This is a genomic window from Pseudomonas pharyngis, assembly GCF_021602345.1.
In the GTDB taxonomy this organism is placed as follows: Bacteria; Pseudomonadota; Gammaproteobacteria; order Pseudomonadales; family Pseudomonadaceae; genus Aquipseudomonas; species Aquipseudomonas pharyngis.
On sequence record NZ_BQID01000006.1, the window covers coordinates 320,330 to 335,025 of the forward strand.

The 14,696-nt window shown below is 58.1% G+C and carries 14 protein-coding genes; 11 read left to right on the forward strand and 3 right to left on the reverse strand.

Annotated features, from left to right (window positions below; translation table 11 throughout):
• The first annotated feature begins 25 nt into the window (after positions 1-25).
• From odhB to brnQ, 5 genes are all read left to right on the forward strand, one after another.
• Positions 26-1,249, forward strand: coding sequence for a 2-oxoglutarate dehydrogenase complex dihydrolipoyllysine-residue succinyltransferase (odhB, locus tag L6D74_RS15270; RefSeq protein WP_039769789.1), 1,224 nt, complete (start codon positions 26-28; stop codon positions 1,247-1,249).
• A 97-nt stretch (positions 1,250-1,346) separates the two neighbouring features.
• Positions 1,347-2,783, forward strand: a complete 1,437-nt coding sequence (gene lpdA, locus L6D74_RS15275; RefSeq protein WP_011333117.1) for a dihydrolipoyl dehydrogenase — start codon at positions 1,347-1,349, stop codon at positions 2,781-2,783.
• 201 nt (positions 2,784-2,984) lie between these two features.
• The gene (sucC, locus tag L6D74_RS15280; protein ID WP_064594483.1) at positions 2,985-4,151 is read left to right on the forward strand and encodes an ADP-forming succinate--CoA ligase subunit beta; all 1,167 of its coding nucleotides are present in this window, start codon (positions 2,985-2,987) and stop codon (positions 4,149-4,151) included.
• Entirely contained in the window at positions 4,151-5,035 is an 885-nt protein-coding gene (gene sucD / locus L6D74_RS15285; RefSeq protein WP_011333119.1) for a succinate--CoA ligase subunit alpha, read from the forward strand. Before sucC ends, sucD begins: the two co-directional genes overlap by 1 nt.
• Positions 5,036-5,363: 328 nt before the next feature.
• Entirely contained in the window at positions 5,364-6,677 is a 1,314-nt protein-coding gene (brnQ, locus tag L6D74_RS15290) for a branched-chain amino acid transport system II carrier protein (protein WP_039769790.1), read from the forward strand.
• A gap of 88 nt (positions 6,678-6,765) precedes the next feature.
• On the opposite strand, the gene L6D74_RS15295 is transcribed toward brnQ, so the two are convergent.
• Positions 6,766-8,034, reverse strand: coding sequence for an NHL repeat-containing protein (locus L6D74_RS15295; RefSeq protein ID WP_236189683.1), 1,269 nt, complete (start codon positions 8,032-8,034; stop codon positions 6,766-6,768).
• Between the two features lie 242 nt (positions 8,035-8,276).
• Here L6D74_RS15295 and L6D74_RS15300 point away from each other — a divergent pair, with 242 nt between their 5' ends.
• A complete protein-coding gene (locus L6D74_RS15300; protein ID WP_236189685.1) occupies positions 8,277-9,014 on the forward strand; it encodes a DUF599 domain-containing protein in 738 nt (245 codons plus the stop codon).
• On the forward strand, positions 9,014-9,415 hold the full coding sequence (locus L6D74_RS15305; protein WP_085611497.1) for an MAPEG family protein: 402 nt from the start codon (positions 9,014-9,016) through the stop codon (positions 9,413-9,415). Before L6D74_RS15300 ends, L6D74_RS15305 begins: the two co-directional genes overlap by 1 nt.
• 77 nt (positions 9,416-9,492) lie before the next feature.
• On the opposite strand, the gene L6D74_RS15310 is transcribed toward L6D74_RS15305, so the two are convergent.
• Positions 9,493-9,729, reverse strand: a complete 237-nt coding sequence (locus L6D74_RS15310; protein ID WP_007959016.1) for a hypothetical protein — start codon at positions 9,727-9,729, stop codon at positions 9,493-9,495.
• Positions 9,730-9,887: 158 nt separating this feature from the next.
• Between L6D74_RS15310 and L6D74_RS15315 the strand changes: the two genes are divergently transcribed.
• The 4 genes from L6D74_RS15315 to L6D74_RS15330 all read left to right on the forward strand — a co-directional run bounded on the left by L6D74_RS15315 (position 9,888) and on the right by L6D74_RS15330 (position 13,596).
• Positions 9,888-10,364, forward strand: coding sequence for a PaaI family thioesterase (locus L6D74_RS15315; RefSeq protein ID WP_236189686.1), 477 nt, complete (start codon positions 9,888-9,890; stop codon positions 10,362-10,364).
• Positions 10,361-10,813, forward strand: a complete 453-nt coding sequence (locus tag L6D74_RS15320; protein ID WP_236189687.1) for a PaaI family thioesterase — start codon at positions 10,361-10,363, stop codon at positions 10,811-10,813. The genes L6D74_RS15315 and L6D74_RS15320 overlap by 4 nt, the downstream gene beginning before the upstream one ends.
• Positions 10,814-10,894: 81 nt before the next feature.
• Positions 10,895-12,799, forward strand: coding sequence for a molecular chaperone HtpG (gene htpG, locus L6D74_RS15325; RefSeq protein WP_236189688.1), 1,905 nt, complete (start codon positions 10,895-10,897; stop codon positions 12,797-12,799).
• A gap of 68 nt (positions 12,800-12,867) precedes the next feature.
• Positions 12,868-13,596 carry a dienelactone hydrolase family protein gene (locus tag L6D74_RS15330; RefSeq protein ID WP_236189689.1) on the forward strand — a complete coding sequence of 243 codons (729 nt, stop codon included), beginning with the start codon at positions 12,868-12,870 and terminating at the stop codon, positions 13,594-13,596.
• Between the two features lie 217 nt (positions 13,597-13,813).
• Here the strand turns inward: L6D74_RS15330 and L6D74_RS15335 are convergent, their stop codons facing one another.
• Positions 13,814-14,680 (reverse strand): pirin family protein, encoded by an 867-nt coding sequence (locus L6D74_RS15335; protein WP_236189690.1) that lies wholly within the window; start codon positions 14,678-14,680, stop codon positions 13,814-13,816.
• Between the last annotated feature and the right edge of the window lie 16 nt (positions 14,681-14,696).

Genomic DNA, 14,696 nt, shown 5'->3' on the forward strand with positions numbered 1-14,696 from the left:
AACCGAATTTAAGGAACCACAGATAATGGCTATCGAGATCAAAGCCCCCACTTTCCCGGAATCGGTTGCCGATGGCACCGTTGCCACCTGGCACAAACAACCGGGCGACGCCGTCAAGCGTGACGAACTGATCGTCGACATCGAAACCGACAAAGTCGTACTGGAAGTGCTGGCTACCGCCGACGGCGTGCTGGGCGCAATCGTCAAGGGCGAGGGCGACACCGTCCTGTCCGACGAAGTCCTGGGCTCCATCGTTGAAGGCGGCGCTGCTGCCGCCGCTCCGGCTGCCGCTGCTGCTCCGGCCGCTGCTGCCGCTGCACCTGCTGCCGCTGATGGCGAAGACGACCCGATCGCTGCTCCTGCCGCGCGCAAGCTGGCTGAAGAGAACGGCATCAACATCGCGTCCGTTGCCGGCACCGGCAAAGGCGGTCGCGTGACCAAGGAAGACGTGGTTGCAGCCGTTGCTGCCAAGAAAGCCGCTCCGGCTGCCGCGCCTGCCAAGGCTGCTGCTCCGGCTGCCGCCGCTCCTGTGTTCGCCGCTGGCGACCGCATCGAGAAGCGCGTTCCGATGACCCGCGTTCGTGCCACCGTTGCCAAGCGTCTGGTTGAAGCTCAATCGAACATGGCGATGCTGACCACTTTCAACGAAGTCGACATGACCGAAGTCATGGCCCTGCGTTCGAAGTACAAGGACCTGTTCGAGAAGTCCCACAACGGCGTACGCCTGGGCTTCATGTCGTTCTTCGTCAAGGCTGCCACCGAAGCGCTGAAACGCTTCCCGGCGGTCAACGCTTCGATCGACGGCAACGACATCGTTTACCACGGTTATGCCGACATCGGTGTCGCTGTTTCCAGCGACCGTGGCCTGGTAGTTCCGGTTCTGCGTAACGCCGAGCACATGAGCCTGGCTGAAATCGAAGGCGGCATCGCCACCTTCGGCAAGAAAGCCCGTGACGGCAAACTGTCGATGGACGAAATGACCGGCGGCACCTTCACCATCACCAACGGTGGTACCTTCGGTTCGATGATGTCGACCCCGATCGTCAACCCGCCGCAGGCAGCGATTCTGGGCATGCACAACATCATCCAGCGTCCGATGGCCATCAACGGTCAGGTCGTGATCCGTCCGATGATGTACCTGGCGCTGTCCTACGATCACCGTCTGATCGATGGCAAAGAAGCTGTAACCTTCCTGGTGACCATCAAGAACCTGCTGGAAGATCCGGCTCGTCTGTTGCTGGATATCTGATAGAAGCAGTCACGCGCTGCAAGTTTCAAGCTGCGGGAAAACGCAGCCTGGCTTGCAGCGCGCGGCTTGAAGCTTTTCGCTAAAGAGGATTTTTTGAATGTCGCAGAAATTTGACGTAGTAGTGATCGGTGCGGGCCCTGGCGGCTACGTGGCAGCTATCAAGGCCGCGCAACTCGGCCTGAGCACTGCCTGCATCGAGAAGTACACCGATGCTGAAGGCAAGCAAGCCCTGGGCGGCACCTGCCTGAACGTAGGCTGCATTCCTTCCAAGGCGCTGCTGGACAGCTCCTGGAAATACAAGGAAGCGAAAGAAAGCTTCAACGTCCACGGTATCTCGACCGGTGAAGTCAAAATGGACGTCGCTGCGATGGTTGGCCGCAAGGCTGGCATCGTCAAGAACCTGACCGGTGGTGTTGCCACTCTGTTCAAGGCCAACGGCGTTACTTCGATCCAGGGCCACGGCAAACTGCTGGCCGGCAAGAAAGTCGAAGTCACCAAGCCGGACGGCTCGGTTGAAGTCATCGAAGCCGAAAACGTCATTCTGGCTCCAGGCTCGCGTCCGATCGACATTCCACCGGCTCCGGTCGATCAGAAAGTCATCGTTGATTCGACCGGCGCTCTGGAATTCCAATCCGTACCTAAGCGTCTGGGCGTGATCGGCGCTGGCGTGATCGGTCTGGAACTGGGTTCGGTCTGGTCGCGTCTGGGTGCAGAAGTGACTGTCCTGGAAGCCCTGGACACCTTCCTGATGGCAGCGGACACCGCGGTTTCCAAGGAAGCGCTGAAAACCCTGACCAAACAGGGTCTGGACATCAAACTGGGCGCTCGCGTAACCGGCTCGAAAGTGAACGGCGACGAAGTCGTTGTGAACTACACCGACGCCAACGGCGAACAGACCATCACTTTCGACAAGCTGATCGTAGCCGTTGGTCGCCGTCCTGTGACCACTGATCTGCTGGCTGCCGACAGCGGCGTGACCCTGGACGAGCGCGGTTTCGTGCACGTTGACGATCACTGTGCCACCACCGTACCGGGCGTTTACGCCATCGGTGACGTGGTTCGCGGCATGATGCTGGCTCACAAGGCCTCGGAAGAGGGCATCATGGTTGTCGAGCGCATCAAGGGCCACAAGGCCCAGATGAACTATGACCTGATCCCTTCGGTTATTTATACTCACCCGGAAATCGCATGGGTCGGTAAAACCGAGCAGGCCTTGAAAGCTGAAGGCGTTGAAGTTAACGTCGGCACCTTCCCGTTCGCAGCATCCGGCCGTGCCATGGCCGCCAACGATACCGGTGGTTTCGTCAAGGTCATCGCCGATGCCAAGACCGACCGCGTATTGGGCGTGCACGTGATTGGCCCGAGCGCCGCAGAACTGGTTCAGCAGGGCGCGATCGGTATGGAATTCGGCACCAGCGCTGAAGATCTGGGCATGATGGTTTTCTCCCATCCGACCCTGTCTGAAGCCTTGCACGAAGCAGCTTTGGCAGTGAATGGCGGCGCCATCCACATTGCCAACCGCAAGAAGCGTTAAGACACACAATAAGAAACCACGGCGGTACGGCCCGTCGTGAGCCTTGCGTGCAAGACTCACCGCGGAATGTCCGCTGGACGCAGCCTTGCGTAGCTGCACCGGGTATCCGGAAAGGCTACGCAAGCAGCAGTCACAGGTGGCGCGGCACTCGTAAAGAGCGCAGCGCCGAATGCGCAGTACCTAACGAAGACGGTAAAAAGCATGAATCTTCACGAGTATCAGGGTAAGCAGCTGTTCGCTGAATACGGCCTGCCAGTTTCCACTGGTTTCGCAGTAGACACCCCGGAAGCAGCAGCAGAAGCTTGCGACAAAATCGGCGGCAACGAGTGGGTTGTCAAAGCCCAGGTTCACGCCGGTGGTCGCGGTAAAGCGGGCGGCGTCAAGCTGGTTCGCAGCAGAGAAGACGCCAAAGCCTTCGCACAGCAGTGGCTGGGCAAGCGTCTGGTGACTTACCAGACTGACGCCAACGGCCAGCCAGTCACCAAGATCCTGGTTGAATCGTGCACTGATATCGCTAAAGAGCTGTACCTGGGCGCTGTCGTTGACCGTTCGAGCCGTCGCATCGTGTTCATGGCTTCCACCGAAGGTGGCGTGGACATCGAGAAAATCGCTCACGACACTCCAGAAAAAATTCTGAAAGCCACCATCGATCCACTGGTCGGCGCTCAGCCATTCCAGGGTCGCGAGCTGGCATTCCAGCTGGGTCTGGAAGGCAAGCAGGTTGCTCAGTTCGCCAAGATCTTCGTAGGTCTGGCCAAGCTGTTCAAGGATCACGACCTGGCTCTGCTGGAAGTGAACCCGCTGGTGATCAAGGCTGACGGCGATCTGCACTGCCTGGATGCAAAGATCAACATCGACGCCAACGCAATGTACCGTCAGCCCAAGCTGAAGACTTTCCACGATCCGTCGCAGGACGATCCGCGCGAAGCGCACGCTGCCAAGTTCGAACTGAACTACGTAGCGCTGGAAGGCAACATCGGCTGCATGGTGAACGGTGCCGGCCTGGCCATGGGTACCATGGACATCGTCAACCTGCACGGCGGCAAGCCAGCCAACTTCCTCGACGTAGGTGGTGGTGCTACCAAAGAACGCGTAACCGAAGCTTTCAAAATCATTCTGTCCGACAGCAACGTCGCTGCAGTACTGGTTAACATCTTCGGCGGCATCGTTCGTTGCGACATGATTGCCGAAGGCATCATCGGTGCAGTGAAAGAAGTCGGCGTGAAAATCCCGGTTGTTGTTCGTCTTGAAGGCAACAACGCTGAACTGGGCGCTAAAGTACTGGCAGAAAGCGGTTTGAACATCATCGCTGCTACCAGCCTGACCGACGCTGCTCAACAAGTCGTTAAAGCTGCGGAGGGCAAGTAATGAGCGTCCTGATCAATAAAGACACCAAAGTAATCTGCCAGGGCTTCACCGGCGCGCAGGGTACTTTCCACTCCGAGCAAGCCATTGCCTACGGCACCAAAATGGTTGGCGGCGTGACCCCAGGCAAAGGTGGCACCACTCACCTGAACCTGCCTGTGTTCAACACCGTGAAAGAAGCTGTAGAAGCTACTGGCGCCACCGCCAGCGTAATCTACGTTCCGGCTCCTTTCTGCAAGGACTCGATCCTGGAAGCAGCTTTCGGCGGCATCAAGCTGATCGTCTGCATCACCGAAGGCATTCCTACCCTGGACATGCTGGACGCCAAAGTTAAGTGCGACGAGCTGGGTGTTACCCTGATCGGCCCTAACTGCCCAGGCGTGATCACCCCAGGCGAATGCAAGATCGGCATCATGCCAGGTCACATTCACTTGCCAGGCAAGGTCGGTATCGTTTCCCGTTCCGGCACCCTGACCTACGAAGCTGTTAAGCAGACCACTGACGCCGGTTTCGGTCAGTCGACTTGCGTCGGCATCGGCGGTGACCCGATCCCGGGTTCGAACTTCATCGACATCCTGAAGCTGTTCCAGGAAGACCCGAAGACCGAAGCGATCGTCATGATCGGCGAGATCGGCGGTTCGGCTGAAGAAGAAGCGGCTGCCTACATCAAGGCTAACGTGACCAAGCCGGTTGTTTCCTACATCGCTGGTGTGACTGCTCCTCCGGGCAAGCGCATGGGCCATGCTGGCGCAATCATCTCCGGCGGCAAAGGCACTGCAGACGAGAAATTCGCTGCTCTGCAAGACGCAGGCGTGAAAACCGTGCGTTCGCTGGCAGACATCGGCAAGGCCCTGGCCGAGCTGACTGGCTGGGAAGTGAAGAAGTAAGCTTCGGCTGACTTCTCTGCTCCAGCAACAAAGGCCACCTTCGGGTGGCCTTTGTCGTTTCTGGCGTTCGGGTGGACGATGGCAATTTATAAGCACTCACCCAATAACATGCAAAAACGCGACACAGAAACGTCGCGTATCGGATAGTTCGCCCTCTAACAGTGCGTTTGTCGGGCAAATTCGTTAGGCTAGCCGCCATTTTGCGTCTGCCGCCCACAAGGCATGCAACGCGCTAAACGGGTCAGTCTTATACGGATTGACAGCATTTCCCTAACCCCACAGGGAAATCCCCCTCTAAATTCCGATTCAGTAGTGTGGTATTTCCTTAATGAAAGTTTTGAAAGGTCAGGACATCCTGGCACTTGGCTTTATGACATTCGCCCTGTTCGTCGGGGCCGGCAACATCATCTTCCCGCCTATCGTCGGTTTGCAGTCCGGGCCTAACGTCTGGATCGCGGCGCTGGGCTTTCTGATCACGGCGGTCGGTCTGCCGGTGGTCACCGTGGTCGCACTGGCCAAGGTCGGTGGCGCAATGGACGCCCTGAGCAGCCCGATCGGCAAAATCGCTGGTGGCGTGCTGGCAGCGGCTTGCTACCTGGCCGTCGGCCCATTGTTCGCCACCCCGCGAACCGCGACCGTCTCCTTTGAAGTGGGTCTGGCGCCGCTGACCGGCGAGAGCCCGCTGGCACTGTTCCTCTACAGTTCGGTGTACTTCCTGCTGGTGTTCTTCATTTCGCTCTACCCTGGGCGTCTGCTGGACACTGTCGGTCGCTTCCTCGCGCCGCTGAAAATCATCGCCCTGGCCGTGCTCGGCATCGCCGCATTCGCACTGCCGGCTGGTGATATCGGCGTGGCCACTCCGGAATACGTTGCGGCACCGTTCTCCCAGGGCTTCATCAATGGTTACCTGACCATGGATACCCTCGGCGCGCTGGTGTTCGGCATCGTCATCGTCAACGCGATCCGCTCCCGTGGCGTCGAGTCGCCGGCGCTGATCACCCGTTACGCGATCATCGCCGGGCTGATTGCCGGTGTCGGTCTGGCGCTGGTGTATGTCAGCCTGTTCCGTCTGGGTTCCGGCAGCCATGAAGTGGCGGCGGGCGCGACCAACGGTGCGGCGGTGCTGCACGCCTACGTGCAACACACCTTCGGTTCGCTGGGCAGTGGCTTCCTCGCCGTGCTGATTTCCCTGGCGTGCCTGGTGACAGCGGTTGGCCTGACCTGCGCCTGTGCCGAATACTTCAGCCGCGTATTGCCGCTGTCCTACAAGACCCTGGTGATCATCCTGGCGGCGTTCTCGCTGCTGGTGTCCAACCTGGGCCTGACCAAGCTGATCGCGTTCTCGATCCCGGTGCTAACCGCGATCTACCCGCCGTGCATCGTGCTGGTGGCCCTGAGCTTCTGTGCGGCGTTCTGGCATGAACAGAGCCGCATCATGGGCCCGGTAATGTTGGTGTCGTTCGTGTTCGGCACCATCGATGCGTTGAAAGGTGCTGGCCTGGCTGACTGGATGCCATCGCAACTGGCTCACCTGCCGCTGAGCGAGCAAGGTCTGGCGTGGCTGGTGCCGTGCGTGATGACCCTGGTGGTTGCCGTGGTTTGCGACCGCCTGCTGGGCAAGCGCGCCGAAGCACTCGCCTAAGATTGCCGGGCCGCCACAAGCGGCTGCCGAGCGATTAAACAGAAATGCCCCGTATCAATCGATACGGGGCATTTTTGTATTTCACACACTATTGTTGGTTGGTAGCGAGATAGCGGACGACGGTAGCCGTATTGAATTGGTAGCGACAGTTGCCGGATGCAATGATTTTGTTGTCAGGTTGCACGACGACTGACTCCCATAGTTCTCGATCAAACCCGATATTCGTTTCTTGAAATCCAGCGGTTCCGAAGGTGGTATCAGGTTTGCCTGTCACATCGTATCGAGCGACTAGCGAACTTTCATTACTCCTGAGGCCGATCAGGCCTACAACAACAATTCCACTGATTGTGTTTCCACCTATCGCGTTCCATGCGTTGGCCTCTCCTGTTGGCGCTTCACTGACCACAGGCTTGCCTCCGTTGAAAACGAGGTTGGGGCTGCCATTAGCGTTGTAAAAAGCAATTACGCCTCTTCGCTCACGCCCCCAGACGTCATTCGAATTCAGATCTCGCGATCCAGCGACAATAACGCTGCCATCCGGATTCAGCATCATGCTCGAAAACCCCGTGTATACGCCGTCCACTCGGATTCGGATTTCGCCGTTCTGCCCAAATCCCTGGTCGGGTGTTCCATTGGGGTGGTAGCGGGCGATGAGGCCCTCATAGTCAAATGTGGAGCCTGCAATGGTGATCTTTCCGTCGTTCGATACGGCCACAGCTGCGATGCGGTACTTGGTTATCAGACTGCCGCTGCCATTGAACGATAAGTCTGGAGAACCGTCGTGTGAGAATTTTTGGATCAGTGTCCATGAAGTGAATACGATTGCACCATCAGGGCCGATTGCAACGTTGGAAAGGGGAGAGTTCGAAGTATTTGCCGACATCGCTATCAGGCTCAATACATTTGGATTCGCAATCGGTGGGACGATCACTACGCCGTCATCACCAAAAGTTTGATCACGAGTTCCATCTGGAAGAAGGCGCAGGATGGCGTCATTCTTAGCATCAGTACCATAATGGGTGCCGATCAAAATAATGCTGCCATCGTCATTTCGTTGAGCCCCAAATGGAAACGCGGGAGCACCATCCTTGAAGCCGCCGGTGAAAATTCCGTTATTGGCGAATCCGGTATCCAGGGTGCCGTTTTCCAGGAGTTGAACCAGCTGGAAGTCCAGGCGATCCTCCCATCTGACGCTTCCCCACATCAAGATTTTGCCTTCGTCGAGTCGTGCCACAATATCAAGGGTGTCGCTGCCTGGAAGGGAAAAATCATAGGCAACTCCATCTTCACCAAAAGTTTGATCAAAGCCTTGGTTGTTCTGACTTTTTTTCGCGCGTATCTGAGCTGGTCTTGACATGGTTGATGCTCCGGGATGGCGGTTGGTCGTTCTCCAATGACGTTACTCGGCTGAAGCCCACCTTGCACCTGTCAGAACTGACAGCTATTGATTGCACGCGACCAATAGAATTCTCAGTAAGCGGTGCCTTTTGCGCTCACCTGGCGTCCAAGCTGGGTTCATGTCGCGAGGGTAAAACTATGAAGTTATTGCTTGCGCGGAAACTTTCTTGCTACTTGCCTAGCTATCATCAAAGGACCTGCATGTCGTTCATCCAAGCCAACCTGATCCATCTGCAGGCCGCGCTCTGGTTTGTCATCTGCTGGGGCGGATACACCCGTTATGCCACCTGGAAGGGCCGTGACACCGCGTGCCTGGCCAGCGTGCTGCACCTGTACCGCGAAGACTGGATGCGCCGCATGCTGCTGCGCGACAACCGCATCGCCGATGCCAGCGTGATCGGCAACCTTGAACGCAACGCCTCGTTCTTCGCTTCTAGCACACTGATTATTCTGGCGGGCATTCTGACCGTGCTCGGCGCTTCCGAGCGCGCGGTGTCATTGCTGGCGGACATTCCGATGGTGCAACAGGCCTCGCAGGGCATGTCGGAGATCAAGTTGCTGTGCCTGGCGCTGGTGTTCGTCTATGCCTTCTTCACCTTCAGCTGGTGCATGCGCCAGTACAACTTCGCCGCCATTCTGGTCGGCTCGGCCCCGATGATCGGTGAGCGGCAAGTCTCGGAGCAGGAGCGCAAGGCGTTCGCCTCGCGGGCGGCGCGGGTGATTTCGATGGCGGCCAACCAGTTCAACTTCGGTCTGCGTTCGTATTACTTCGGGATGAGCATGCTGGCGTGGTTCGTCAGCCCGTGGCTGTTCATGTTGATGAGCGCCGGCGTGGTGCTGGTGTTGTATCGCCGGGAGTTTCATTCCGACGTGCTCGATGTAATGGTCTATACCCCTACAGAGGCGCCATTGCCCGAAGCGAACAAAGAGGCTGCTTGATGAGTATTCCGTTCTGGTGTGTGTTTATCAGTGCATTGTTGATCTACGTGGCGCGTATGCCGGTCGGCAAGGCCATGAAAGAGCAGGGCGGTTACAACAACCACCTGCCGCGTCAGCAGCAGGCGCAACTCACCGGTTACGGCGCCCGGGCACTGGCGGCACATCAGAACAGCATCGAAGCGTTCATCCTGTTCGCCGTTGGCGTGCTGATGGCGCATACCACGCAGACGGCGGGATGGCTGATCGATACATTGGCGATCATCTTCGTGATCTCACGGATTCTCTATCTGTGGTTCTACCTGGCGGATATTCCCAAGCTGCGCAGTCTGGTCTGGCTGGTCGGCTTAGTGTGTTCATTGTTGCTGATGATTAGTCCGACTTTTAGAACTGTTTTGCTCTAAGACGGCATGGGCAAAAAATCACAGGCAAAAGAAAACCCGCACTTGGCGGGTTTTCTTTTTTGGCCATCAAGAGCGGCTTATTGCTTCTTGGCAGCTTCTTCTTGCGCTGCAGCATTCGATTCGGCCTGAGCTTTGGCAGCTTCGGCGTTTTCTTTCGCTGCGTCGTTCACTTTATCCTGAGCTTTGTTCATGTCTTGCTGAGCTTGTTCAGCATGTTGGTTGGCATCTTGAGCTTTGTCCTCGGATTTTTTATCGCAGGCAGCGAGACCGAGGGAAGCGGTCAACATCAAGGCAATAGCTAAAGTCTTACGCATGGGGTGTTTCTCCTTATGGAAAATAACTACTGGCCTTAAGAGCTCAGGCCCACGGCTTAAGTTCCTCATTTCTTTCAGATATATAAGTTTGTTTTGCAATGGAACTTTTGCTGTTCTTTCCACTACTGGGAATAGCGACTAACAAGAGTAATTATCAAATGGCCGAAAACCCCGTTTTTGAGCGCGCGACACGGTTTCTCTCGGCCTTGCGCCACTGTCAGGTGCTGGGATTGAAGGTGCACAGCGCAAGTAGCGAAGGCCTGACGGTGATGCTGCCGTACAGTGCGCAGATCGTTGGCAATCCGCTGACCGGCGTGATCCACGGCGGGGCGATCACGTCGCTGATGGATACCGCGTGCGGCATGTCGACCCTGTGCGTCCTGCCGGAATTCGAAGTCTGCCCGACCCTCGATTTGCGCATCGATTACATGCACGCCGCCGAGCCGTATAAAGACGTCTATGGCTTCGCCCAATGTTATCGAGTCACCACCGATGTGATCTTCGCCCGCGGCTTTGCCTATCAAGATGATCCCGAGCAGCCGATTGCCCATGTCGTCGGAACCTTCATGCGCATGGGCAAGGGCCTTAAAGGCACCAAAGGCTTTGGTGGCGCGATCAAGGGAGAAACCCCATGAGCGACGATTTCAAGCAGCAACTGCAAGAGGCCCACGAGAAGGGTGACTACGCGCCGTTGCTGAAGCTGATTCCCTACGCCGGACTCATCGGCGTCGAGTGCTCGCGAGTCGGTGATGACTTGCTGTTCAGGCTGCCAGCAAACAAGGACAACATTGGTAACCCTTTATTGCCAGCGATCCACGGCGGAGTGATTGCCGGGTTCATGGAGCTGTCCGCGGCCCTGCACCTGCTGATTTTCACCGGCGCGCCCGGTGTACCGAAAATTATCGATTTCTCCCTCGATTACCTGCGGGCCGGGCAGTTTCGCGACACCTGGGCCCGGTGTCAGGTCTGCCGTCAGGGCCGGCGGGTGGCCAACGTCGCGGTCACGGCCTGGCAAAGTACCGAGAGCCAACCGATCGCCACTGCCCGCGCGCATTTCAAAATCGATGAGCCCTTGAAATCCTGAAGCACGCCCCCAACTCACAGAACAACCCGCCGCCGACCGGTAAGGTCGCGGCCAATGCCATCTGATTGGAGTTTGATGACCATGAGTGTGGAAACTCAAAAGGAAACCCTGGGCTTCCAGACCGAGGTGAAGCAACTGCTGCACCTCATGATCCATTCGCTGTATTCCAACAAGGAAATCTTCCTTCGCGAATTGATCTCGAACGCCTCTGACGCTGTCGACAAATTGCGCTTCGAAGCCCTGGCCAAGCCTGAGCTGCTCGAAGATGGCGCTGAACTGAAAATCCGTGTGAGCTTCGACAAGGACGCCAAGACCGTCACCCTCGAAGACAACGGCATCGGCATGAACCGTGACGATGTGATCACCCACCTGGGTACCATCGCCAAATCCGGCACTGCCGATTTCATGAAGAACCTGTCCGGCGATCAGAAGAAGGATTCGCACCTGATCGGTCAGTTCGGTGTGGGTTTCTACTCGGCCTTCATCGTTGCTGACAAAGTTGACGTGTACAGCCGTCGCGCCGGCACTGCTGCCAGCGAAGGCGTGCACTGGTCGTCGAAAGGCGAGGGCGAATTCGAAGTCGCCACCATCGACAAGCCGGAGCGCGGCACTCGCATCGTCCTGCACCTGAAATCCGGTGAAGACGAGTTTGCCGATGGCTGGCGTCTGCGCAACATCATCAAGAAGTACTCCGACCACATCGCGCTGCCGATCGAGTTGCCGAAAGAAGTGGCCGCTGCCGAAGGCGAAGAGAAGCCTGAAGTTGAATGGGAAACCGTCAACCGCGCCAGCGCCCTGTGGACCCGTCCTCGCACCGAAGTGAAGGACGAGGAATACCAGGAGTTCTACAAACACATCGCTCACGACTTCGAAAACCCGCTGTCGTGGAGCCATAACAAGGTCGAAGGCAAGCTCGAGTACAGCTCGCTGCTGTACGTGCCGGCCCGCGCACCGTTCGATCTGTACCAGCGTGAAGCGCCGAAAGGCCTGAAGCTGTACGTACAGCGCGTGTTCGTGATGGATCAGGCCGAGTCGTTCCTGCCGCTGTACCTGCGCTTCATCAAGGGCGTGGTCGACTCCAACGACCTGTCGCTGAACGTGTCGCGGGAAATCCTGCAGAAAGACCCGATCATCGACTCGATGAAGTCGGCGCTGACCAAGCGCGTGCTGGACATGCTGGAAAAACTGGCGAAGAACGAGCCTGAGCAATACAAGGGCTTCTGGAAGAACTTCGGTCAGGTCATGAAAGAAGGCCCGGCAGAAGATTTCGCCAACAAGGAAAAAATTGCCGGTCTGCTGCGCTTCGCATCGACCAACGGCACCGACGGCGAGCAGATCGTCGGTCTGGCCGAGTACCTGGCGCGCGCCAAGGAAGGTCAGGACAAGATCTACTACCTCACCGGCGAAACCTACGCGCAGGTCAAGAACAGCCCGCACCTGGAAGTCTTCCGCAAGAAAGGCATCGAAGTGCTGCTGCTGACCGACCGTATCGACGAGTGGCTGATGAGTTACCTCAGCGATTTCGACGGCAAGACGTTTGTCGACGTCGCGCGCGGTGACCTGGATCTGGGCAATCTGGACTCGGAAGAGGACAAGAAGGCCGCAGAAGAAGTCGCCAAGTCGAAAGAAGGTCTGGTCGAGCGCCTGAAAACCGCACTGGGCGATTCCGTTGCCGAAGTCCGGGTTTCCCATCGCCTGACCGATTCGCCGGCTATTCTGGCCATCGGCGAGCAGGACCTGGGTCTGCAAATGCGTCAGATCCTCGAGGCCAGTGGGCAGAAGGTGCCGGATTCGAAGCCGATCTTCGAATTCAACCCGAGCCACCCGCTGATCGAGAAGCTCGACAACGAGGCCAGCGAAGATCGCTTCAGCGACCTGTCGCACATCCTCTTCGACCAGGCCGCCCTGGCGGCGGGCGACAGCTTGAAAGACCCGGCCGCTTACGTGACCCGTCTGAACAAGCTGCTGGTCGAGCTGTCGGCCTGATCAAGCTGTAGAAAAACCCGCTTCGGCGGGTTTTTTCATTCTGGAATTCAACCAATCTGGAGTCAGAAATGAGCCAAGTCACTGTACGTTCCGTGGTCTATCAGATTGACGGCCAGCCTTATGAAGGTCGCCTGGCCTTCGACGCCGAGCACAAAGGCGCGCGTCCGGGTCTGCTGATGGCGCCGAACTGGATGGGTGTCAGCGCTGGCGCTGAAGAAATCGCCAAGTCGGTGGCGGCCAAGGGTTATGTGGTGCTGATCGCTGACGTGTATGGCCAGGCCGTGCGTCCGCAGAACGCTAATCAGGCTGGTGCGGCGATGATGCCGCTGAAGAATGATCGTGCGCTGCTGCGCAAGCGTATGCAGGCCGCATTCGAGCAATTGCAGAAGCAGGGCGAGGCGGTGGTCGATACCTCGAAACTGGCGGTGTTCGGCTTCTGCTTCGGCGGTTGCTGCGCGCTAGATCTGGCCCGCACCGGTGCCCCGGTGAAAGCGGCGGTGTCGTTCCACGGCACACTGGATTCGCCGAACCCGGCGGACGCGAAGAACATCAAGGGCTCGGTGCTGGTGCTGCACGGTGCTTCGGACCCGCTGGTGCCGAAAGAGCAGTTGCCGGCATTCGAGGACGAGATGAACGCTGCTGGCGTGGACTGGCAGTTGCTGAGCTACGGTGGCGCCGTGCACTCGTTCACCGATCCGCACGCCAATGTGCCGGGCAAGATGATGTACGACGCGAAGACCGCAGCGCGGGCGTTCAAGTCGATGCATGACTTGCTGGAAGAAGTGTTCAAGGGCTGAAGCCTGAAGAGCAAAAGCCCCTCATCGGAACGCCGCCCGCCTAACCCTCTCCCGAAGGGAGAGGGGATCGATTGGGGCATATTTCAGAGCTACGCCGACCTGAACTTGCATTGTTGAATCCATAATCGACTCGGTGTTTCAGGTCGATGTATAACGCAAGACACCTCGGTCGGCTCCCTCTCCCCCCTGGGAGAGGGCTGGGGTGAGGGCCGGCGGTTTAACGCGGCAGTTCAATTCGCTCGACTTCCCCCGGCACCGTCGGCCAGTCCCCGGCCGCCCACTTGCGTCGCGCCTCATCGATCGCCGCCGGATCGCTCGCGACAAAATTCCAGTTGATTCGCCGTGGCCCATCCAGTGGCGCACCACCGAACAACACCGCGTGGCTGTCGCTCTCGGCGAAGAGGCTCATCTCTTCCCCGGCTGGCAACACCACCAGCGCATGGGGTTCGACCGCTTCGCCATTCAGCTGCACATCACCACTCAACACATACAGCGCCCGCTCTTCATGTTCGGTCGGGATCAGCAACGTGGTCGCGGTTTGCATCTTCAGTTCGGCATACAGCGTAGGAGAAAGCACCGGCACCGGTGATTCCAGGCAAAAGCCTGACCCGGCGATCATGCGGATCTGCACGCCGAGGTTGTCGCTGACCGGCAAGGTCGCGGCCGGGTGGTGGCTGTAATGCCCCGGGCCTTGTTCGTGATCCTTGGGCGAGGCGAGCCAGATTTGCAGGCCGTGCATCTTGAAGCTTTGCTCCCACAGCGGTTCGGGCGTGCGCTCGACGTGCGCGATCGCCGTACCAGCCGTCATCCAGCTGACATCGCCGGCGCTGACCACCTGATCCGAACCCAGGCTGTCCTTGTGCTGGATCTGTCCTTCGAACAAATACGTGAGGGTCGACAGACCGATGTGCGGATGCTGTCGGATGTTCATGCCTTTGCCCGCCGGATAAACCGTTTCGAGCATGTGGTCGAAAAACACAAAAGGCCCGACGCTGCGGCATTTGGCTGACGGCAGCGGGCGCAGGATCGGCTGGCCTTCGACGTCTTCGGCGCGCGGGCGGATGATCAGGGGTTGGGTGTCCATGGTCCATTCCAGGCTG